Source organism: Phytoactinopolyspora alkaliphila (assembly GCF_010550695.1).
Taxonomy (GTDB): Bacteria; Actinomycetota; Actinomycetes; order Jiangellales; family Jiangellaceae; genus Phytoactinopolyspora; species Phytoactinopolyspora alkaliphila.
Window position 1 is genome coordinate 262,413 of sequence record NZ_JAAGOB010000008.1, and the last position, 20,269, is coordinate 282,681.

18 protein-coding genes are annotated in these 20,269 nt (G+C 68.8%); 8 read left to right on the forward strand and 10 right to left on the reverse strand.

Features of this window, described 5'->3' with window-relative positions; genetic code table 11:
* Positions 1-332 precede the first annotated feature (332 nt).
* Entirely contained in the window at positions 333-695 is a 363-nt protein-coding gene (locus G1H11_RS16455; RefSeq protein WP_163819668.1) for a RidA family protein, read from the forward strand.
* A 19-nt stretch (positions 696-714) separates the two neighbouring features.
* On the opposite strand, the gene G1H11_RS16460 is transcribed toward G1H11_RS16455, so the two are convergent.
* On the reverse strand, positions 715-2,097 hold the full coding sequence (locus tag G1H11_RS16460) for an FAD-binding oxidoreductase (RefSeq protein WP_163819669.1): 1,383 nt from the start codon (positions 2,095-2,097) through the stop codon (positions 715-717).
* Positions 2,098-2,218: 121 nt separating this feature from the next.
* Here G1H11_RS16460 and G1H11_RS16465 point away from each other — a divergent pair, with 121 nt between their 5' ends.
* The 3 genes from G1H11_RS16465 to G1H11_RS16475 all read left to right on the forward strand — a co-directional run bounded on the left by G1H11_RS16465 (position 2,219) and on the right by G1H11_RS16475 (position 5,789).
* Positions 2,219-2,671 (forward strand): MarR family winged helix-turn-helix transcriptional regulator, encoded by a 453-nt coding sequence (locus G1H11_RS16465; RefSeq protein WP_163819670.1) that lies wholly within the window; start codon positions 2,219-2,221, stop codon positions 2,669-2,671.
* A gap of 457 nt (positions 2,672-3,128) precedes the next feature.
* Positions 3,129-4,874: an alpha/beta hydrolase gene (locus tag G1H11_RS16470; protein ID WP_163819671.1), complete on the forward strand. Its 1,746-nt coding sequence runs from the start codon at positions 3,129-3,131 to the stop codon at positions 4,872-4,874.
* Positions 4,875-4,883: 9 nt separating this feature from the next.
* A complete protein-coding gene (locus G1H11_RS16475) occupies positions 4,884-5,789 on the forward strand; it encodes a hypothetical protein (RefSeq protein WP_163819672.1) in 906 nt (301 codons plus the stop codon).
* Between the two features lie 185 nt (positions 5,790-5,974).
* Here the strand turns inward: G1H11_RS16475 and G1H11_RS16480 are convergent, their stop codons facing one another.
* Positions 5,975-8,356, reverse strand: a complete 2,382-nt coding sequence (locus tag G1H11_RS16480) for a DUF222 domain-containing protein (RefSeq protein WP_163819673.1) — start codon at positions 8,354-8,356, stop codon at positions 5,975-5,977.
* 241 nt (positions 8,357-8,597) lie between these two features.
* On the opposite strand from G1H11_RS16480, the gene G1H11_RS16485 reads away from it, so the two are divergent.
* Both G1H11_RS16485 and G1H11_RS16490 read left to right on the forward strand, forming a co-directional pair.
* Positions 8,598-8,765, forward strand: coding sequence for a hypothetical protein (locus G1H11_RS16485; protein ID WP_163819674.1), 168 nt, complete (start codon positions 8,598-8,600; stop codon positions 8,763-8,765).
* A 113-nt stretch (positions 8,766-8,878) separates the two neighbouring features.
* Complete coding sequence (locus tag G1H11_RS16490) at positions 8,879-11,011, forward strand: MMPL family transporter (RefSeq protein ID WP_163819675.1); 2,133 nt, start codon at positions 8,879-8,881, stop codon at positions 11,009-11,011.
* Between the two features lie 88 nt (positions 11,012-11,099).
* Here G1H11_RS16490 and G1H11_RS16495 read toward each other — a convergent pair whose 3' ends face one another.
* Both G1H11_RS16495 and G1H11_RS16500 read right to left on the reverse strand, forming a co-directional pair.
* Complete coding sequence (locus tag G1H11_RS16495) at positions 11,100-11,978, reverse strand: endonuclease/exonuclease/phosphatase family protein (protein ID WP_163819676.1); 879 nt, start codon at positions 11,976-11,978, stop codon at positions 11,100-11,102.
* Between the two features lie 251 nt (positions 11,979-12,229).
* Entirely contained in the window at positions 12,230-12,988 is a 759-nt protein-coding gene (locus G1H11_RS16500; RefSeq protein ID WP_163819677.1) for an arginase family protein, read from the reverse strand.
* 234 nt (positions 12,989-13,222) lie between these two features.
* Between G1H11_RS16500 and G1H11_RS16505 the strand changes: the two genes are divergently transcribed.
* The gene (locus G1H11_RS16505; protein WP_163819678.1) at positions 13,223-13,597 is read left to right on the forward strand and encodes a MerR family transcriptional regulator; all 375 of its coding nucleotides are present in this window, start codon (positions 13,223-13,225) and stop codon (positions 13,595-13,597) included.
* A gap of 54 nt (positions 13,598-13,651) precedes the next feature.
* Here G1H11_RS16505 and G1H11_RS16510 read toward each other — a convergent pair whose 3' ends face one another.
* The 6 genes from G1H11_RS16510 to G1H11_RS26585 form a co-directional block, all read right to left on the reverse strand.
* Positions 13,652-15,355 (reverse strand): hypothetical protein, encoded by a 1,704-nt coding sequence (locus tag G1H11_RS16510; RefSeq protein WP_163819679.1) that lies wholly within the window; start codon positions 15,353-15,355, stop codon positions 13,652-13,654.
* A gap of 109 nt (positions 15,356-15,464) precedes the next feature.
* A complete protein-coding gene (locus G1H11_RS16515; protein ID WP_163819680.1) occupies positions 15,465-16,691 on the reverse strand; it encodes a GNAT family N-acetyltransferase in 1,227 nt (408 codons plus the stop codon).
* 9 nt (positions 16,692-16,700) lie between these two features.
* A complete protein-coding gene (locus G1H11_RS16520) occupies positions 16,701-17,180 on the reverse strand; it encodes a hypothetical protein (protein ID WP_163819681.1) in 480 nt (159 codons plus the stop codon).
* Positions 17,181-17,233: 53 nt separating this feature from the next.
* Entirely contained in the window at positions 17,234-18,295 is a 1,062-nt protein-coding gene (locus G1H11_RS16525) for a sigma-70 family RNA polymerase sigma factor (RefSeq protein WP_163819682.1), read from the reverse strand.
* A gap of 128 nt (positions 18,296-18,423) precedes the next feature.
* A complete protein-coding gene (locus tag G1H11_RS16530; protein ID WP_163819683.1) occupies positions 18,424-19,131 on the reverse strand; it encodes a nucleoside/nucleotide kinase family protein in 708 nt (235 codons plus the stop codon).
* Between the two features lie 12 nt (positions 19,132-19,143).
* On the reverse strand, positions 19,144-19,818 hold the full coding sequence (locus tag G1H11_RS26585) for a TetR family transcriptional regulator (protein WP_163819684.1): 675 nt from the start codon (positions 19,816-19,818) through the stop codon (positions 19,144-19,146).
* Between the two features lie 52 nt (positions 19,819-19,870).
* On the opposite strand from G1H11_RS26585, the gene G1H11_RS16540 reads away from it, so the two are divergent.
* The gene (locus G1H11_RS16540) at positions 19,871-20,215 is read left to right on the forward strand and encodes a VOC family protein (protein ID WP_163819685.1); all 345 of its coding nucleotides are present in this window, start codon (positions 19,871-19,873) and stop codon (positions 20,213-20,215) included.
* The last annotated feature ends 54 nt before the right edge of the window (positions 20,216-20,269 follow it).

Consider the following 20,269-nt stretch of genomic DNA (forward strand, 5'->3'; position numbering starts at 1 on the left):
GAGGCGACCCAGATGCCGTGATCGGCCAGCGTGTGACTGAACCGGGCATACCGGCGCGCGTCGAGCGCGTCCAATGCGGCGTGCGTGCGAATCCGGCCCGGCTCACCGAAGGAGACGTGAAACGCCATCGGGCGCCCCTGCACGCGTCACGCGACAGGACCGCCGCCAGCTGGTGATACCGTTCGGTGCGACGAACATCGACGACGCCGTTCTCGCGGCGAGATCACCGCGCGCCTGGTGTGACGAATCCACTCTCGATCAATGAGCACCAGCGCAGCACATAGGCCACCCGGCTTCGGCGAGGCCACGACAAAGGACAACAGGAGCGCACCATGCCAAGACCTGACGCCGACGGAAACACGGCCAACTTCTCGCCCGCCGTTCGCGCTGGCGGCCTTCTGTTCGTCTCCGGGCAGGCGTCCGTGGATGAGGAGGGCACCATCGTCCCAGGGACGTTCGCCGAGGAAATGGACCGCTCCATCCACAACGTCGGCCGAGTCCTCGGCGAGCACGGCCTCGACCTCGGCGACGTGGTTCGCGTGGGAGCTTACGTGCAGGATCCCGCGGATCTCGGTGAGTTCAACGCCCTGTACCGGCAGTACTTCAGCCCGCCGCTGCCTGCCCGGACCACCATCACGAGTTGCCTCACCGACAAGATCAAGTTCGAGATCGACGTCGTGGCGGCGTTCCGGTAGACGACGACAGCGGGCTGTCTCACTCGCCGGCGGGCGGGATGTTCTGGTTCATCCGGAAGAAGTTCTCCGGATCGTAGCGGCTCTTGATCTCTCGGAGCCGGTCCCATGTCCGGCCCGGATACGCGTCGCGGACCCGTTCCGGCCCCTCGTCGCCCAAGAAATTCACGTAAGCCGCCTGGTCACCGTCACGCAACTGTTCCGCGACGTCGCGCACCCATTGCTCGTGCTTGGGCGTTTCCGCGATGTCCTGGTACACGGCACCGACATTGGCCATGATCCGCCTGCTCCGGTGCGCGTACGCCGTGGCGTCGTCGGCGACCCGGCCGATCGCCCCGCCCAGCGCGCGCAACTGGACCGCCGACATGTCCGCCGTCGACTGACGCAGATTGTGGATGATGAGCTCGGCCGCTTTGGTGTCCACTGCGTCGAGGAACAGGGTGTGCCCGGCGGCCGTGGCCCGCGGTGGCCCACCGGCCTCGAACAACGCCGGGTATGGCATCGGGCGGACCATGTCGACCAGCGGCGTGGCGAGCGCCCGGAGGCGGTCCACCGCGCGCTCCCCGTCCTCCACCGGCCCGGCGTAGCACAGCATCACCATCACGACGAGCTCCCCGTGCAGCTGGGACGGGAGGAAAGGCATAGGCGGCGCCACCATCACGTTCACGAACATGGACAGCTCGTCCGGCGCCGCCGTCGCCTCCGCCACCACGGAACTGATCACCTCAGGGGTGGCCGGCAGGACCAGCACGCCTCCGACGACCGTCTCCACGGGGTGCAGGCGGTAGGTGAAACGTGTCGCGACGCCGAAGTTCCCGCCTCCTCCGCGAATGGCCCAGAACAGGTCCGGGTGTGCGTTCTCATGCGTCTCCAAAATCTGTCCGTCCGCGGTGACGATCTCGGCAGCCAGGACGTCGTCGACCGTGAGGCCGTACTTGCGACTCAGGAACCCGATGCCACCGCCCAGCGTGATGCCGCCGATGCCGACCGTGCCGACGTCACCGAAACCCGTGGCGAGCCCATGCTCCCCGACAGACTGCGCATATGCGCCAGCCGTCAGCCCGGCCTGCGCTGACGCCGTCATCCCCTCGGGGTCGATCTCGATATGGCGCATGCTGGACATGTCGAGGACGATGCCGCCGTCGCTGACGCCATGGCCGGCGCCGCCATGACCGCCACCCCGCACCGCGAGCTCCACGCCCGCCTCCCGTGTGAGCGTCACGACGCGCGAGACCTGCCCCGCGTCCTCCGGCGAGACGATGGCGGCGGGCCGGCGATCGATCCGCGCGGAATACACCATCCGCGCGTCGTCGTACCACTCGTCCACGGGGATGAGGACCTGTCCGCTGAACTCTTCCTGCAGCCGGGAGACCAGCGTGGATGTATCTACGTCGAATGTCTTCATTTCTACCTCTCCTGCTTGTGCCGACGATATCGGCGGCCACTGACAGCTGTGGAAAACGATAGAACACTAATCGTTAGATCTCAAACAATTATTCCCATGGGAGCCGGGTTAGGCTCTCGCCATGCACGATCCGCGCGGCGAACAGCACATCGGCAGGCTTCTCTGGGACGTGTCCCAGTCCGTCGGCCGCGCCTTCGACGAGCATCTCCGCGCCGTCGGGGGCTCGCGTCCGATCTGGTTGATCCTGCTCACCCTCAAGACCAAGCCGTCGGCGAACCAGCGTGAGCTGGCGGCCGCGGTCGGCATTCAAGGCGCCACCCTGACGCACCACCTCGCCGCCATGGAGGCCGACGGACTGCTCACCAGGCGGCGCGACCCGAGCAATCGCCGGATCCATCAGATGAAGCTGACCCCCGAGGGCGAGCAGGCGTTCCTGCGCGTCAAAGACGCCGCGGTACGCTTCAACGCCAAGCTCAACGAGGGACTGTCCGAAGAGCAGCTGGAGCAGTTCCAGGTCACGCTCGCCCAGCTGCGGGCCAACGCATGGCGCGACGACGCCGAACCGCGGGCGTGACGCACCCTCGGCAGTCCCCCGCACGTGCGCCCGCCAGACGCCCAGCGCTCACCACCCCGAACCCAGGCACTGCCATGCAGTGCGACGATTTGCGGCACCGGGCTCGGGCTGGAGAATGCCCGGCGGATCATCGAACTCCGGCACCACGGCTCGCACCTTCGTCACCGGCGACGACGGCACCACGTTCACGGCGAGGTTGTCGCTGGGCCAGTGACAGCGGAGGTGACCGGCGCCAGATTTCCTGACGCGCGCAGCGTGTCCGGATGGGGCACGGGTCGTCAGCGCGGAGGACCACCGAGATCGTCGTCGCGGAGGACTACAGCGGGGCGCCCCCGTGGGTAGCGTCGGCCGGGTACGCGAACCATCGGCGACAAGGAGTCCCATGTCCGCCCGCCTGTCCCGGTCCTCCAGGTCCTCTCGCCCACGCTTGATCCCTCGGCTAGATACCCGTTCCCGTATGCCGTCCAGAAGCGCGTCGCCCGCCGGCAAGACGAGTGTGTCCCGTCAGACGAGTGCCGCCCGGTCGGTGATCGTCGCTATTCTGGCCGGACTCACCGCCGCGGGCACGATCGCCGGCACTGCACTGAGCGCTGGAGCCGGTCCGCGGGACACGTCCGAAGCCGCCGCAGCAGGCGAACCAGTGAGTACCTCGCTCGACGACCAGGTCGAGGCGGCGATCCCGGTACTTGACTGGCAAACGTGCGGCGAGGGTTTGGAGGACTTCCTCTGCGCCACGGCCGAGGTGCCCACCGACTACGACCAGCCGGACGGCGACACCACGACGCTGGCGCTCACCAAGCTTCCGGCGACCGACCCGGAGAACCGCATCGGAACCCTGTTCACCAACCCGGGCGGACCGGGAGGCTCAGGGGTCGAGTTCGTTCAGCAGATGGGCAAGGACGCCTACACCGACGAGGTCCGCGCACGCTTCGACGTCCTCGGGTTCGACCCACGCGCCGTCGCCGCATCCGACCCCGCCACCTGCTATCGCAGCTACGAGGAGGAGATGGCGGCACTGGCGACGCAGCCGGCATTCCCGGTGACGCCGTCCGAGATCAATCGATTCCACAGTGAGAATCTGCGGATGGCGGTCCATTGCCGGATGATGTCGAGGGAGCGGATCCAGCACTCGTCCACGGCCAACGTCGCCCGGGACATGGACCTGCTGCGTCAAGCGGTAGGCGACGAGCGGCTCACCTACATGGGCTACTCCTATGGGACGTTCCTCGGCGCGACGTACGCGAAGCTCTTTCCGGACAGAGTGCGGGCGCTCGCTCTCGACGGCACCATGGTCCCCGAGCACTATGCAGGCCAGCCAGGCCGCGAAGACGCGTCCGTCGGCGAGCGGCTGCGCCAGGGTTACGGTGCGTCGGACACGTTCGGCGAGTTCCTCCGTCTCTGCACGGAGGCAGGACCGGACGCGTGCGCGCTGGCCGCGCTCGGAGACCCGGAGACCGTCGTGGAAGAGACACTCGAGCGGCTGAAGTCCGACCCGGCCGAGCTTGTCCTGCCCGACGGCGGCACGGTGGAAGTCACCTATGCCACGGCGGTCGCGCTCACTTTCAGCAGCCTGTATGAGCCGGGAGCATGGGCGGCCCACGCGGGGCTGCTGACGCAGCTGGCCGCCGGCGACGCCCACCTGAGCGGGGCCGCGGCCGCGCTTGCCGAGCGGAGCCTGCCTCACCGGCCGCGGCGCGGTGAGGACTATCCGTCGGTGGGTGGCAACATGGCCTCCACGTGCGTCGACAGCGGCACGACGGGCGATCCCCGCGGCTACGCCGACCAAGCCGAAGCCACCGACAAGGAAGCTCCGCATTTCGGCCGCTATCGCGCGTGGATCGTGCTGCCTTGCGAGTACCTGCGCCTGACCGACGACGACGCGTACACCGGGCCCTGGGATCAGGAGGTAGACACCCCCGTCCTGGTCATAGGCACCCGGTTCGATCCCGCCACTCCCTATGAAGGAACCGAGCCGTACGCTGCGCATTTCCCCGACGCCAGAATCGTGACCGTGGAGGGCTACGGGCACACTGTGCTCGGAAAGAGCAGCTGCGCCGACGAGACGATCAGCGAGTATCTCGTAGAACTCAGCGCACCCGCGGACGGGAGCACCTGTTCGCAGGATGTCGCGCCCTTCGCCGGTGACGCGACACCTGACGAGCGCACACTGGCGCGGATACCCGCTGTCCCACTGGGCCAGTAGGCTCATTGCGTGCTGAAGCAACCGCCCTCGTGGCCCGAGATGCTCGGCCGGATGGTCGCCGTCGGCTTCAGCACCGCCCGCGGGGTCATCCGGTCCCGGGAACCGAGCGAGCCATCGGGGGACGAAGCCACGGAGGGCCGCTGCCGCTTTTGGCACGCAGCGCCGGACCTGTGGCGCGTCGACGATGGCGCCGGCATAATGCACCTGCATGACGGTGCCTGGAACTACGTGCGAGACCCCGATGGCACCGTCCAGCGTGTCCCCAGCGGGTCGATGCTGTGGGGTTTCGACGTACCACACCCATGGTCACTGTTCGGCACGGACGCGGACAAGGTCGGGCGGTTCACCGAACGTGACGACTTCTGCGTCCCCATCGGCGCTGCGGAGGCCGTCGAGATCGCGGGCCGGCTGTGCTGGCAGTTCACCCTGGCGCCGCCGCCGCACAAGCCGCACCCGCTTCAGGTCGCCGTCGATGACATCACCGGCACGGTACTGCGCATAGCCGCGCCGGAATCCGGCTTCTATGCGGTAGCGGAGGAGTTCGAACCGGACGTCGATATCCCTCCTGCCACGTTCACCTACGACGGTCCGTTCTCGACCACGTGGCACGACGAGTTCACCAGGGACCAAGCCGGCCAGGAGTGGCTCGAACGTGTGTCGTTGCCCGTTCCTCGGTGGTGGCCTTCGGGACTGGGCTATTCGATCAACCAGGGTGACCCGAGACCGGCGCTTTCAGCCTCGATCTCGAGGTGCCCGGACATGCGGCCCTGGCCAGGTGGCCGCGAGGCGGCTCCGCCCCACGGTATTGGTCGCAGCGTGCCGACGGCCGCCATGTGCACGAGTGGAGCGACGACACTTGGCAGTGGGCTATCGCCGTCGACGAGGCATTGTCGCCCGAGGAGCTGGCTCGGGTGATCAGTTCCATCCCTGCCGATGGCACGGAGAACCCCGAGCCCTGAGGCCGTCCGGCACCTCGCGAACTGAAACGCCCGGCACCTCGCAAACTGAAACCGCCCGGCACCGGCGCGCACTGTGGCCGTGGCTCTCACCAGATGTGCCCATACGTAGTACGTATGCGCCATCCCTGAGCTTCGGGCTAGTCAGAAGGGGGGCAGGTCTGCGCGGCGGGGGTTGCGGCCGGGCGACGGGTCGCCGTGCCTGCCGGTGTCACCATCTCGCTGCGCGTGGCCGCTCCCGCCGTCGCCGTTTGATCCCGCGTGGCTGTACCGCCCACCGTTGTCACCCCTGCGGTGGTCATGCCCGTCGTGACCGCGATCAGCACCAGCGGGGCGCGCCCGGGCGGTGGCGGCGCGGATCCGGGCCAGGCGTGCGTTCACCTCGATGGGATTGTCATACCGGTCGCCCGCGACGCCGGGACGGGGCCGCGGCAGCGGCGGTATCACGGGAGGCACGCGATTGAGGTATCGATGGCCGAGCGGGCTGTGCCACACCGTCAGATCCGGGGCGGGCTTGCGGACCCGCCAGCCGCCCTCGTCCTTGAGCCGGTGGTCATGCCGGCAGCACGACCCCAAGTTCTCCGCAATACTGAGTCCACCATCGGCATGCCGTCTGGCATGATCTTGATCCGTGCGTGTGGCCGGTGCCCGGCACGCGGGATGGGTACACGACCGATCCCTGACCTGCACCACTCGTCGCAGCCCAGCTCGAGCCACCCGCCTGCACGCATCCCGCAGCGCCTGCGCAGCCACATCAGCCGACCTGAAGCCTCCGTCGAGGCCAGAGGCGGCATCGGCGACCGTGCCGGTGGCTCCGTCGCCGCGACCCTTGGACCTGCCAGGTGGTTCAGCGCCGGCTCGGTATTGGTTGACGATGTCGTGGATGACTGCCGTCCACGCGCCGTCACGATCGCGGGCACACGCGAGCAGCGCGTCGAGATCGAGCAGACTCACGTGGACCTCGACCATGCCACGCCGTCGCCGATCACTCGCCCGGCCAGACGGCGATCCAGACGGCGATCCAGGCGGCCGGCGGGGCCGACGTCGCGTGAGACCACAATCGACGGCTCGACCGTGATGATCACACACCACCCACCGCCACTGCGCGTCTGTCATGGCGGCCACCATGCCACGCCCCAGCGAAGCGGGCACGAAATCCCACCCGGGGATCTCAGCCGGACGCTCGTTCAAGCCCACCAAGGTGGCCAATTCGATCCGCAACTCCCGCACCGACCACCCGGACGCGACACCTCCCAGCCCGCCCGGTGGGTCACCATCACCGCTCCCGCCGCCTTCACCGCTGCCCGACGTGCCGAGGCCCTCGCCGTCCGACGCACGCCCGACGCTGCTTGTCCCGGGACCAACGATGGGACGCTGCTGCCCGCCGCCATCACCGCCGCCTTCGGAGCCACGGTCGCCATCCGACGCGCCACCACCGCCGATCCCAGCACTACCACTACCACTACCGCTGCCGTGGCCGCCGCTGTCGTCTCCGTGGCCGCCGTGGCCGCCGCTGTCGTCTCCGGTGCCGTCGTCGCCCTGCTCACTGCCGCTGCCGTCGTCGCCCTGGTCACCGCCCCCGCCGTCGTCGCCCTGATCACCGCCGCTGCCGTCGTCGCACCCGTCGCCGTCATGGTCGTCATGGTCGGTGAAGGGGTGGTTCAGCACGTGGGTAATGATCTGCTTATCGCTCATGAGCTCGAAGGTGGCATCGAGCATGCCCAAGAACAGGTCCGCCCGGATGTGATCGATACGGCGGCGGTCTCCGGCTCGCTTACACGCCCGGGCCAGCGTGTCGATACGGTCATAGGCAGCAGCTGCCCGGTCAACAGGCAGGTCCCGGCCGCGGATGTCCACCGACCCGTCATCGTTGCGTGAGCCTTCCACCCGGCGCCCCTTGACCGCCCGCCGGTAACGCCGCTCAGCCCAATCCGGGTCAATGGCTATCGCGGCCCTCTTGATCCGGTCGATCAATTCCCCGACCAGCAGCCCCGGCGCCTGCGGCAACAACTGCGCAATGATCTGCGCCGCCTGCTCATCCGTCAACTCGGTGGTCCACTGCACGAATGCCCGCGCCCGTGGCTCGTCCAGAACCCCCGCGTACATCGCCTCACCGAGCATCGGCAACCGCTGATGCACGTCCCACGCGAACGCGAACGTGGCGCTGGCCCGCATCCTGGACCACACGAGCGCCGCCCGCGCTTCCTCGGCCGCGAACTCCCCCGGATGCTCGACACGGGCCAGGCCATCCGCCGACCCAGGCTGACGCATCCCCGTCTCCAGCAGCGTCGCCAAGAATACCGCCCGATCATGACAACTCTGCCGATAGGCCGCCGCCATCACCTCGACCGTGTCACGCCCACACACGCGCTGCAACGGCAACCGGGCCAGCACCGCCGCCAACTCCGCACCCGGCGGCATCGCCGCGAGCCCGTCAGGCACGCGCACACTACCGCTCACCCCGCCGTCGCCGCCACCGTCCCGGCCACCATCAGCAGCAGGAACATGCACCACTACGCCCACCACATCCACCCCCTTCCCACGTGCCGAGCCGCCGGCCTTCAGAACCCGCCACTACAGGTGCGACCAAAGATCGTCTCCTGGAGTGAACCTAAGATCAAGTATATATCGAACTTATGTTCGATACAAGTCCTTTCAAGTGCAATAACGTCAAGTCGCCCTTGCCACCATACCCAGCCACACCGCCGCCGCCCCCAGCATCACCGCCGCCGCCCCCGGCAGCACCGCCCGGCGGATGAGGATCTCCATGTGGATCCATCGAGCGACGCCTCCAACGCAGCGCGCCGCCGCCTTGGCATCAAGAGCGCACACAGGAGTTCCGCTGACCACCCGCGCGGACGCCGAGCACAAGGAGCATCCCGGTGGCATCAGCGACTGGCAGATCAACCCGGGTTCGGCCGCGGCGCGGACCTGAACTCGTTGCTCAAAAGGGGGTTCCATCACGGCGCGACGGGTCTACACTCAGCCGTGGAGCGACGCGCCCACGGGGGGTGGGCGCCCGGGCTCCACCTTGGGGGGGCCGAGGCGATGTCTACCCGCAATCTGGCGCCGCTCGTCTGCGGGCGCCGCACCAAATGGGCCGTGCTCGCGTTCTGGATCGCCGCCATGGCCGTGGCGTTCCCACTGTCGGCCAAGCTCACCGGCGCGCAGGAGAACGACGCCGCGTCGTGGCTTCCGGGCAATGCCGAGTCGACCCGTGTCTTCGAGTTCCAGCAGGAAGCGTTTCAGAGCGGCGAGGAACTGCCCGCGATCGTCGTCTACGAACGGACCGGCGGGATCACCGCGGACGACCAGGCGAAGGCCGCTCAGGATGCTGAGCTCTTCACCAGCCTGTCCGGCGTCACGGGCGACGTGATCGGGCCGCTTCCCTCCGCCGACGGAGAAGCGATGCAGGTCGTCGTCACCGTCGATCCAGGCGACGGCGGATGGTTCGAGCTGGGCGCAGTCGTCGAGGAGATGACCGGGATCGTCGAGGGCGGCCCCGATGGGCTCGCCGCCTACGTGGCGGGGCCCGCGGGCGTCGCCGCCGACTTCGCCGACGCGTTCGAAGGCATCGACAGCACACTGCTCCTGGCCGCGATGTCCGTGGTGATTGTCATCCTCCTCCTCTCCTACCGCAGCCCCATCCTGTGGATCATCCCGGTGTTCTCCGCGTTCACAGCGCTGACCGTTACGCAGGCCGTCGTCTATCTCCTGGCGGCCTATGCCGACGTCACTGTGAACGCACAGACAGCGGGAATCCTGCTGGTGCTGGTCTTCGGTGCGAGCACCGACTATGCGCTCCTCCTGGTGGCTCGATACCGCGAAGAGCTACGCCGGCACGCGGACCGGCACGAGGCGATGGCCTTCGCACTTCACCGGGCCGGACCCGCGATCATCGCGAGCGCCTCGACAGTGGCGGTCGGGATGCTGTGCCTTCTTGCCGCCGACATGAACTCGACCAGAGGCATGGGACCGGTTCTCGCCGTCGGCATCGCCATCGGCCTGGCGGCCATGCTCACTCTGTTGCCGGCGCTGCTGGTCGTGGCCGGGCGCTGGATCTTCTGGCCGGTGCGACCTGCGTTCGGCTCCGGCGAGCCTACCGAGAAGGGGCTGTGGGCGCGGATGGGCCGCGGCATCAGCCGCCGTCCGCGAGTCGTCTGGATCGTCACGTCTCTGGCGCTCGGCGCGATGGCACTGGGCCTGGTCAACCTGGACGCCGGGGTGATGCAGAACCGGGATGCGTTCGTCGACAAGCCAGCGTCCATCGCCGGGGAGGAAGCGCTGGCCAGACACTTCCCGGCAGGCGCCGGCAACCCGGTAGTGGTGGTCAGCGACGCGAGTGCCGCCGACGAGGTACGCGCGGCGCTCGCCGGCACGCCCGGCATCGCCGATGTCACCGAGCCGATGGTCGTCAACGGCGTCGCCTACCTGGAAGGGACCCTGGAGTCCGCCTCGGACAGCTCCGCCGCGCAGGACACGGTCATTCAGGTCAGGGAGAGCCTGCATGCCATTCCGAATGCCGACGCCGCGGTGGGAGGTACCACCGCGATCAACTACGACGCACAGGAAGCCGCCGCCCGGGACAGTATGGTGATCATGCCGCTCGTCCTGCTCGCGGTCTTTGTGATCCTGGCTCTCCTGCTGAGGAGCTTTGTCGCGCCGCTACTGCTGGTGGCAACGGTGGTGCTGTCATTCGCCGCCGCCCTCGGCGCCAGCGTCCTGATATTCGAGCACGTCTTCGGGTTCGCGGGGGTCGACACCGCGTTCCCGTTGTTCGTCTTCGTCTTCCTCGTCGCGCTCGGCATCGACTACAACATCTTCCTGATGACGCGCGTGCACGAGGAGTCCAAGGCGGTCGGCACCCGGCGAGGCGCGCTCATCGGTCTTGCCGCAACCGGAGGCGTCATCACCTCGGCCGGTTTGGTCCTGGCGGGAACCTTCTCGGTCCTCGCGACACTGCCGGTGGTGGCGTTCGCGCAGATCGGCTTCGCGGTGGCCTTCGGTGTCCTGCTCGATACCATGATCGTGCGGTCCATCCTCGTCACCGCGCTCACGCTGGACATCGGCCGGTGGATGTGGTGGCCGAGCGCGCTGGCGCGCATTCCGGGTCCCGCACCGGACACGCCGCCGCCAGACCTGGATTTCCCCGAGACCGAGGCCGCCGCCAGCGGGACCTGACCCCGCTGGCGACGCGCCCCAGCCGGCACCCGATCAGCTGCCCCAGCCGGCGCCGACCGGCACCTCCACCGGTCGGCCAACCAGGTGATCAGCCAGCGCCAACGCCGACTTTCGAACCGGGCAGAAGCAGGTCGGCGTGGACCGGCAGGTGGTCCGACGCGTCAGTGGTCACCACGGCCGCGCTGCGAGCGACGACGTCTCCCGACGTGAGCACGTAGTCGATGCGGCGGTTCGGCCCTTCGCTGGGAATGGTGTAGCCGTCGCCGACACCGGCTTCCTCCCACGCGTCCACCAGGTCGTCGAGGAGGGTGGTGATCTCCGGCGCCTCCGGCGTGGCGTTCAGGTCGCCGAGCAGGACCACCGACTCGTCGGGCGTGCCGATGATGTCCTTGATCGCCTCGGATTGCTCGAGCCGCTCCGCGGCGTCGTTGTGCTGCAGGTGTGTGTTGTAGACCTGCACCGGCACGCCCCGTACGACGATGCGTGCCCGCAACAGGCCGCGCTGTTCGTGTCCCTCGTATCGAGGCAGATACGTGTTCTCCCAGTCGAGGATCGGCCTGTCGCTGAGGATCGCCGTTCCGTACTGCCGGCGCGGTTCGCCCGGATTCAGCGGGTCCCGATCGATGTTGGCGCCGTACACCACGTGCATGTTGAGCTCGCGTGCCAGCCAGGCCGCCTGGTCGACGAAATCGCTTCGCTCCGAGAAGTGCCGATCCACCTCCTGGAGGCCAACGACGTCGACGTCTTCCTGTTCGATCACATCGGCGACCCGCCGGAGGTCGAGGCGGCCGTCCAGCCCGACGCCGTGGTGGATGTTGAAGCTCATCACCCGCACCTCACGGTCCGGTGCGGACGGCTGGGCCGAGCGGGGCGATGCTGTGGCGGTCACGGTCAGGACGGTAGCCGCGGTGAGCACGCTGGCCAGGATGGCCGTGAGCGCGACGCGGAGAGTGTGAGGAAAGCGCATGCCGGTGATCTTGCCGACCGCCGGTGAAATCCGCAAGACCCGGGCGTGAATCTTGACCGTCGAACAGGTCCAGTCCGGCTCCGGCACCCGCAACCCCCACAACGCCCGCTACGACAACGACTTCGGGCGGGCGGGCGGTCTGAAAACGGCGGGGACAACCTTGCGCTCTTCACTCGCGACGGCGCTCTGGCCGAGCTGTACGCCTACTGACACGCGAAGCGCGATTCACGTCCGGCACGGGGCCGGCGCGTTCACCCGAGCGCGTCGGCCCCGTATGCCAGGATGCGCTCGGCGCTACCGTGCCCGGGCCGCCAGGTGCAGCCGAGTCCCGTGGCGGCGACCCGGCCGGTCTCCTTGATCCGGTGGATCGCGGCCAGAACCGTCTCGAGGCCCGGCCCACCGGGCGCCGGGAATAGCGTGTCCGGCAACTCGCCCGGATCCACCACGTCGAAGTCGACGTGCAGGTAGATGGGGCCTGGTGGCAGACGATCCACCGCGGCGCCGTCACCCACCAGGTCGTACACACCGCAGCGGGTGATCGCCGAGTCATGGAGGTAGTCGATCTCGGCGGAGTCCAGGTCGCGCGCATCGACGAGTACGACCTTCTCCTCGGCCACCGGGAGCAGACCCAAGCGCTCAGCGATCAGCTCCGGGCGGTAACCCACCAGCATCCGCAGGGGCATCCCGCCGAGGTAGCCCGAGGTGGACGTCTCCAGCGTCTGAACGTCCCCGTGCGCGTCGAACCACACGATCGCGGGATCGAGGCCGGCTCGCTGCATGCCAGCGACCGTCGCCATGGAGACCGTACAGTCGCCGGACATGACCGTGGGGCGCTGGCCCGCACCGATGTCGTCGGCGACGGCGGTGGCCACCCGCTCGTAGAGATGCGCCATACGGTGCCAGGTGTCGCCCTCGGGCAACTCCGCGGTGATCGTGACATCCGCGGGAAGGGGGATGTCGAGATTCGGCCGATCCTCGTCAAGGTGATACGGAACCACTATGTGCGACATCTGCCTCACGGTAGCCCATACACGCCGACCCGAGCGCAGGCGTTACGCGGCGTCGAGGCGCCCCGCTGACCACTGGTCAGCTCCCGCCGCTCCAGATCAAGCCAGCGCCGCCACAAACCCTGGCATGGGTTGTGGTCGCTGGAAACGGACGTTTCGGGCGCAATTACGACCACAAACCCTGGCATGGGCGCGAATCCTTGACCTGGAGCACACTCGAGGTGGCACACTGCGGCCATGCAGCAGCAATACTCGCCCGCGCAGGTAGTGGACAAGACGGGGTTCAGCCTGGACACTCTGCGCTACTACGAACGAATCGGCTTGCTCAGCGACGTCGCCCGGACAGCAGGTGGCCGGCGGCTGTACAGCGACGACGACCTCGGCTGGCTCGACATCCTGCGCTGCCTCCGGGACACCGGAATGCCGATCGCGGCGATGCTCCGCTACGCCCAGCTCTGCCGCGAGGGCGATCACACCATCGACGCCCGGGTCACCATCCTCGAAGAGCACGACCGGGCCGTCGAGGAGCAGCTCGATCACTTGCGCCGGCAGCAGAACCACCTGCGGGACAAGATCGCGTGGTACAAGAACGGCTCAGCCCGCGCCGAGTGATCGCACGACACTTGAGCCCCGCGGTCCCGGACGTCGGCGGCTGAAACGGCGGGCCTATTGGTAAGAGACGAACCACGGCGCCGGTTCGATCGCCATGGTCTCCTCTGGGGTGAATGTGGGCTGGTCCTCGTCGATGAAGTTCTTCCATCCCCACCAGATGCCGTCGGGCGCGTCAGCATGGAGCCGGTTCCATGTCTCGAACTTGAGCTGAGGTGTGCCGAAGCCGTCAGCATGGATGAGGATCGCGAGCTCGTCGTACCCGGTCTCCACGTCCTCCCGGTCGGCGATCATGGCGAGGGTGAACTGATGCAGGATCAGTAGCTTCTGCGGCAGCTGGTGTTCTTCGGTAAGCGCTGCGAGCCACTCCGACACCTCGTTGATCTCCGCCGCGTCCACGCTGCCGATCTGGTTCAGGTGCCGCTGGCCCGCTTCGAGCCGCCACTCCGGGTCCAGGGCGAGGCCCACGTGCGGTTCGAGCAGAAGCTCTTCGTACTCCCTCGCCTGCGAGAGGAAATCGGTGTGGCCAGGCTGCAGATCAAGCACAACGTAGACCCCGGCCTCGGCGGCGGCGTCGACCCACGGCCGCAGCTCCTGCACGGGAGTCCGGGAGGAGTAGTCGCCGTCCGGTCCGGGCTCGGTGTGCGCGATGGTCGTGATGATCTCGAACGCGGGAACGATGGGCTCGTCGACCAAACCGTCGTACTCCGCCGCATTCTTCTGGGCCCGCTCGATGGCTTCCTCGAGTGGTTGCTCCCCCAGCGCTCCCATGGCCGACGATCTCGGCGTGCCGTAGAGCGCGATGAAGCGGCGGTGCGGGAACAGCACCTGACCGCCCCCAGGCAGTTCCCTACCGGTAGCGGCCACCGCAAGCCGCTTCCGCAGTGTCTCGGGCGAGCCGAAGGAGTCACCCAACGCCAGCGCCCGGACGGTGTCCGCCTCGTCGTTCCCGTCAGTGTCCTCCCGGGCGAGTGCGGCGATCAGGTCCGGATCGGCGCGCGGATCCGCCTCGTCGGTCACCAGAACGCGGGCGCCGCTGGCGCGGGCCGTCGCGGCCGCTGCGAGGTTCCCCTCGTCCGGATCGGTGAGCACGGTCAGGTTCTCGAGTGGTTCGCCGGGCGCGACCCGGGGAAACGACGACGCGGCCACCGGCTCGCCGCCGGACTGAGGGTTTCCTGGGTCCAGGCCGGCCACCGCCGTGACGACGTCCTCGCCGTCCACCTCGACCGGCTCGCCCAGGTCGACCCCGGTGAGTTCGGACAGGTCGCGGGGATCATCCGGCGCTCGCGAGACCTCGACGCCGCCGAGGTCCTCGGCCCACCGTGACGCGGACGCGCCGAACGCGAGGACAGCTTGCGGGTCCAGCCGCTGGATCTCGTCCTCCGAATGCCGCGCATCCGCACTGGGTTCACCGGGCGCCAGGAGCAGTGGGACACCGAGGCCCACGGCGACCGGCGCGGCCGCAGCCTGAGCGGGCAGGTCGTCGGCGGCGGCCAGCACAACCACGGGTGCGTGGTCGAAGACCATCTCACTCGTGCGTGCGGCCCGCTCCCCCGCCGTCGCCGCGGAAAGAACGACGACGTCCTCTCCCGGCAGTGCTGTCTGCGCCTGGGCAGGCGGCTCGGCCTCCGGCTCTTCGGGGCTGAACTCCGTGCCATGTCCCGGCCCCGCGGGCTCTGCGTCGTCGTCGGGCGACGACGTGCATCCCAGCACGAACGTCGCGCACGCCACCGCCATGGCCAGATTCCTGCGTACCCACATCACCGACAAGCTTGCCCCGTATGCGCGGAAGTATCCATTCGGGTGCGCCCGCGACCTGTCCGCCCGCCCCCTGCGGATCTCCGGTGCAGGGCGCCAGTCGTGTCCTGCACTAGAAGATCTCCCAGGATCGCGGTGCCCGGTCCCAGCCGAAGGCCGCGGACGCGGAGGCGACCCGGCCGGCGTCGTGCTCTCGCACCAGCCCGGCGTCGGACAGGGACCGCAGCGACACGCCGCCGAGGTAGACCGAACCCAAGACCCCCACGTCCATAGTCAGATCCGGCGAGGCGGTGGTCAGCACGCAGGTCGCCGAGGAGCGATCGCCGACCAGTCGCCACCGGCCGGCATTGCCCGGGATCAACTCGTCATCGACCTCGAGGACGACGTCGACCGGCGCGGCGTAGCGGCGGGCCGCCAGAGCCGCCGGAAGATCCACCACCCGTACCCACAGGCCAGGCCCGGTGGAGCGGACCAACCCGCCGGGATTGTCGAGGAGGTGGACCAGTGGCTCGTCGACGGCGGCGAACTCGTAGCGCACGGTGCGGACCAGGTCGATCGAGACGAGGAAGCGCCACAGTGCCGCATAGGCCTCCGCGGTCTCGGCGACCACCTCGGTGACCATAGCCTCTCCGATAGGCCCGGACGCACCCCAGCCGCCCTTGGTGCGCCACATCGCGTATCCGTCGGCGCCGTCCGGCCCGGAACACAGCACCGCTCGCTCCGCCGACCATCCTCCCCGTCGCGACACCACATCGGCGGTGCGCCGTTGCCACCATCCGCCCGGGCGGGAGGAGACACCGGGGTAGGTGCCTCGCGCGCGGTCCAGCACCTCCGCCATGGTCGCGCGTTCCTCCGCGGGAACCACCTCGCGCAGCCGGCCCGGCTGAGTGACGCCCGGCACCGTGGTCTCCTTCGTGAGCAGCTCGTATCCCACGTTCCACGACGCGAGCCCGTAGCCGTAGCGGCCGTAGATACCTCCCTCGCTGGCCCACAAGGCGGCGATCGGCTCCGCTCCGGCCGTGTGCACAGTGTCGAGCAGATCCGTCATCACCGCGGTGAGAAGGCCACGGCGGCGATGTGTCGGCGCCACGCCGACACCCGTCACGTGCGCCACGGGGAGCGTCGTTCCGGGGACGGTCATCTCCCGGGTGAACACCCCGCCCGCTGCCACGATCCGGTCCGCGTCGACGGCGACGTGGGTGCGGGCGGGCTCGAACACGAGCCGCCGGACCGCGAGAACGTCGTCGTCGGCCTCCATGAGCAGGGCGCCGGACACCAGGGCGGTGACGGCCGCGAAGTCGTCGTCGGTACAGGTACGCAGGGCGATGTCAGCAATCACGGATCAGTTCTAGCGCACCTCCACCTCGTGGCGCACGGCCGCGACGGCGGTGTCCACCTGGTGACGAGTCTCCGCGTCCCGCATGTCGATGCCCGGATCCAGCACGGCGCTCCAGATCAGCTCGCCGTCAGCTTGGCGCCGCCCGGTGACCCGGACCCCACGGCGACCCCGCAGCGGGACGTGCCGGCTGATCACCACGCTCGCCACGACCCGCTCCCGGACGACGTCGACGAGCCGTCCCGGCGTGGCGATCGGCAGCCGGTGGACCCGCTTGCGACCAGAGGTGGCCACCGGCTCCACCGTCAGGACCTCGTCGTCCCCGTCCCAGGAGGCGCGTTCGATCTCATGCCAGGCGATGGACCCGTCCGCCCAGATCAGCCGCTGGTCCGTCGCGGCCACCGGCCCCTGTGGACCATCCGCCCGCACCAGCACACGTTCGGCGGCCCACAGGCCTTCGATCTCGGGATTCTGGCGTCGTCGTCGCAGCACCCCACTACTCTATGGGGCGTCCGGCGGTACGGCGGAGCAGCGTCTCCGCTCGGTCAACGCAGGTATTCGCGCAGCTCCACGGTGGACTCCTCCTGCCGGAGCTTGCTCAGAGTCCGCCGCTCGATCTGGCGGATGCGCTCCCGGGTGACTCCCAGCAACCGGCCCACCTCCTCGAGCGTGCGCATCCGGCCGTCGTCCAGTCCGTAGCGCAGCCGCACCACGGACTGCTCGCGTTCGCTCAGGCAGGACAGCACCGACGAAACCTGGTCCTTGAGCATCGCCTGGGCGACGATCTCCGCCGGCGACAGCTCGTCGGTGTCCTCCACCAGTTCCCCGAACGACTGCTCCGACTTGTCGCCGACCGGGGCCTGCAGGCTGACCGGCTCATCGACGAACGCCAGCAGGTCGGTGATCCGCTCCTGCGCCACGCCGGAATGGGCGGAGAGCTCCTCGTGAGTGGGTTCGCGCGCTTGTGCCTGCCACAGGGAGCGTCGCGCGCGGAGGATCCGGTTCAGCTCGTCCACGACGTGCACCGGCAACCGGATGGTGCGGCTCTGCTCGGCCAGCGCCCGGCCGATGGCTTGGCGAATCCACCAGGTGGCATACGTGGAGAACTTGTATCCGCGGGCGAAGTCGAACCGCTCGACGGCGCGCATCAACCCGACGTTCCCCTCCTGCACGAGATCGAGGAGGGACAGCCCACGACGGGCATAGCGGCGGGCCACGGAGACGACCAGGCGCAGGTTGGCTTCGGTCAGCCGGCGTTTCGCGGCACGTCCGGCGACGGCGACCTCGGCCAGGTCGGCGTAGTCCGGGTCGGCCGGGCCGTTGTGGGCCATGCGTTCCTCAGCGAGGACGCCCGCTTCGATCGCCCTTGCGAGCGACACTTCCTCTGCCGCGGAGAGCAGCGGCACCCGGCCGATCTCGTCGAGGTAGCGGCGGACGAGATCCTGCCCGGAGCTGAACGCCTCGGGGCCGCGGGCTGGTGCGACGGCGTCTTCATGCTCATCCAGATCGGGCACCGCGCGCAGATCAGGAGACGGCTGTGGTTCGTGGTCGGCTGGTCGTCTCGGCGAGGGCACTGCTCCTGCGCGCGCGACGGTGGTGAACGCCACCGGCACCACCTCCGGTCGGGTTCGGACCCTTTGCCGGGACCTAGTTTGCCGTGATTCGCGTCACCTTTCTAGCCCTTGACCGAGAGATGATCGATTCGTCAAGTTCGGCCGTTCTGCGTCAAGCGTCGTCATGACTCCCATCGACGCAGGTCAACCACTAGATCAGCGCGATCTTGGCAAGCCGCGACCTGAGCGGCGTTCGGCTGGTCGACTTCAGCCACCCACCTTCGCGCTGCCTCCGGCGACTTGCCGAACCGAATGTGACGCTCGACGAGCCGGCGCTGCCGGAGCTCCTCGCCTGTGACCACGAACCACACCTCGTCCATAAGGGATCGCGCCCGGCGCCAGCCCGGCCCGTCGAGCAGCAGGTAGTTCCCCTCGGTGATCACCACATCCGGCTCCGGCCCGATCGGTAACGCCCCGGCGATCGGCTGCTCCAGGACCCGCTCGAACCCGGGCGCGTACACGATGTGCGGCTCGCGTGCTCGCACCCGGGCCAGCAAAGCGGCATAGCCATAGGCGTCGAAGGTCTCGGGGGCGCCTTTTCGAGAGCGCAGCCCGAGCCGCTCGAGCTCGGCGTCCGCCAGGTGATACCCGTCCATCGGCAGGCCGACCGCACCCACCCCGACGGCCCGGGTGAGGGCAGAGGCGAACGTCGACTTCCCAGCGCCAGGCGCGCCGACCACGCCGATGATCCGCCGCTCGTGACCTTCCTGGTTTTCAGCGACTCGGTTCCCGGCGCTCCCGTTCCCGGTGGCCCGGCGCGCCAGGCCGGCCAATTCTGCCCCTGTCGCCGAAACGACAACCGTCTCCCGCGAACCGCCTCGTGTGCTCATGGCGCCACTGTCTCAAGCGGGCGGCCCGAGCATGAACTCCAGGGCGGCTCGCGCGGATTCCGCCGGCGCGCCGTTGGCGACACTCAGCAACGCGGCGCGCCAGCCTGCCACCAGGACCGCCGCACCCACGGCGAGCCGGTCCGGCAGGTGCGCCCGGAGCGCGACCTCGATCGGGTCCGGATGACCCGACGGGCCCGCCTCGGCACCGGCACGAGCGCCAGCACCAGCGCCAGCCCGCTCGCCGCCTTCGCCGCCTTCCCCGCCGCCCGGCAACGGAGGCTCGCCGAGCAGCCGGCAGGCATTGAAGCGCACGGCGGCGTCGAAGGCCACGAGGAGCGCCGCCCGGACCACCGCCCGTTCGCCCACAGTCCACGTGTGGTGGGCCGGAGGCTCATGCGCAGGCGGAGATCTGTTCGCGGACGGCGACCCGTCGGCGCCCGCCGCGGCAGCGCCCTGCGCCGCCCCCTCCATCCGGTCGACGACGCGCTTCTCCAGGTCACCGCGGACTGCCACGTAGAGGCCCAGTTTGGAGCCGAAGTGGTGGTACAGGGCGCCCGTGGTCACGCCGGCCTTGGCGGCGAGCTCGGTGACGCCGCACCCCTCGAAGCCGGCCCGCTCGAAGTGGTGCATGGCAGCCTCGATCAGCCTCGCTTTGACCGAGCCGGGCACGGGGATCCATTCAGGCACCACGCCATCATAACCGCTTGACGACTTTCCGTAATCGAATTATGTTCGTCGCATGAAACTGACCTTCATGTACCAGTCCGTGCGTGACCTGCCGTCCGCGCTCGCCTTCTACCGCGATGAGCTCGGCCTGGACGAGGCGTGGCGGGAGGGCGACAAGACGGTGGCCTTCGAGCTTCCCGGCTCTCCGATCCAGCTCATGCTCGACGTCCCCCCGGACGATCATCCGCGCTGGGCGTCCGGCATGTTCTGCGAAGTTCCCGACGTCCAGGCCTTCGTCAAGGAGCATTCCGAGTTCACGTGGGTCGGCGACGTCATGGACATTCCCGACGGCCGGTCCGCCACGTTCACCGATCCGTTCGGCAATACCGTCCACGTGTTCGACCAGTCGAGCGCTTAAGAGGCCGCGCAGAATGGGGCGCTGGACAGTGAACGGGGCCGGGCGCCCGGCTGG

Coding starts and splice junctions, on each gene's coding strand:
- G1H11_RS16490 (WP_163819675.1), top strand. CDS start 8,879: ATGTCTACCCGCAATCTGGCGCCGCTCGTCTGCGGGCGCCGCACCAAA.
- G1H11_RS16495 (WP_163819676.1), bottom strand. CDS start 11,978: ATGCGCTTTCCTCACACTCTCCGCGTCGCGCTCACGGCCATCCTGGCC.
- G1H11_RS16540 (WP_163819685.1), top strand. CDS start 19,871: ATGAAACTGACCTTCATGTACCAGTCCGTGCGTGACCTGCCGTCCGCG.
- G1H11_RS16460 (WP_163819669.1), bottom strand. CDS start 2,097: ATGAAGACATTCGACGTAGATACATCCACGCTGGTCTCCCGGCTGCAG.
- G1H11_RS16465 (WP_163819670.1), top strand. CDS start 2,219: ATGCACGATCCGCGCGGCGAACAGCACATCGGCAGGCTTCTCTGGGAC.
- G1H11_RS16470 (WP_163819671.1), top strand. CDS start 3,129: ATGCCGTCCAGAAGCGCGTCGCCCGCCGGCAAGACGAGTGTGTCCCGT.
- G1H11_RS16500 (WP_163819677.1), bottom strand. CDS start 12,988: ATGTCGCACATAGTGGTTCCGTATCACCTTGACGAGGATCGGCCGAAT.
- G1H11_RS16505 (WP_163819678.1), top strand. CDS start 13,223: ATGCAGCAGCAATACTCGCCCGCGCAGGTAGTGGACAAGACGGGGTTC.
- G1H11_RS16530 (WP_163819683.1), bottom strand. CDS start 19,131: ATGAGCACACGAGGCGGTTCGCGGGAGACGGTTGTCGTTTCGGCGACA.
- G1H11_RS16510 (WP_163819679.1), bottom strand. CDS start 15,355: ATGTGGGTACGCAGGAATCTGGCCATGGCGGTGGCGTGCGCGACGTTC.
- G1H11_RS16455 (WP_163819668.1), top strand. CDS start 333: ATGCCAAGACCTGACGCCGACGGAAACACGGCCAACTTCTCGCCCGCC.
- G1H11_RS16485 (WP_163819674.1), top strand. CDS start 8,598: ATGTGGATCCATCGAGCGACGCCTCCAACGCAGCGCGCCGCCGCCTTG.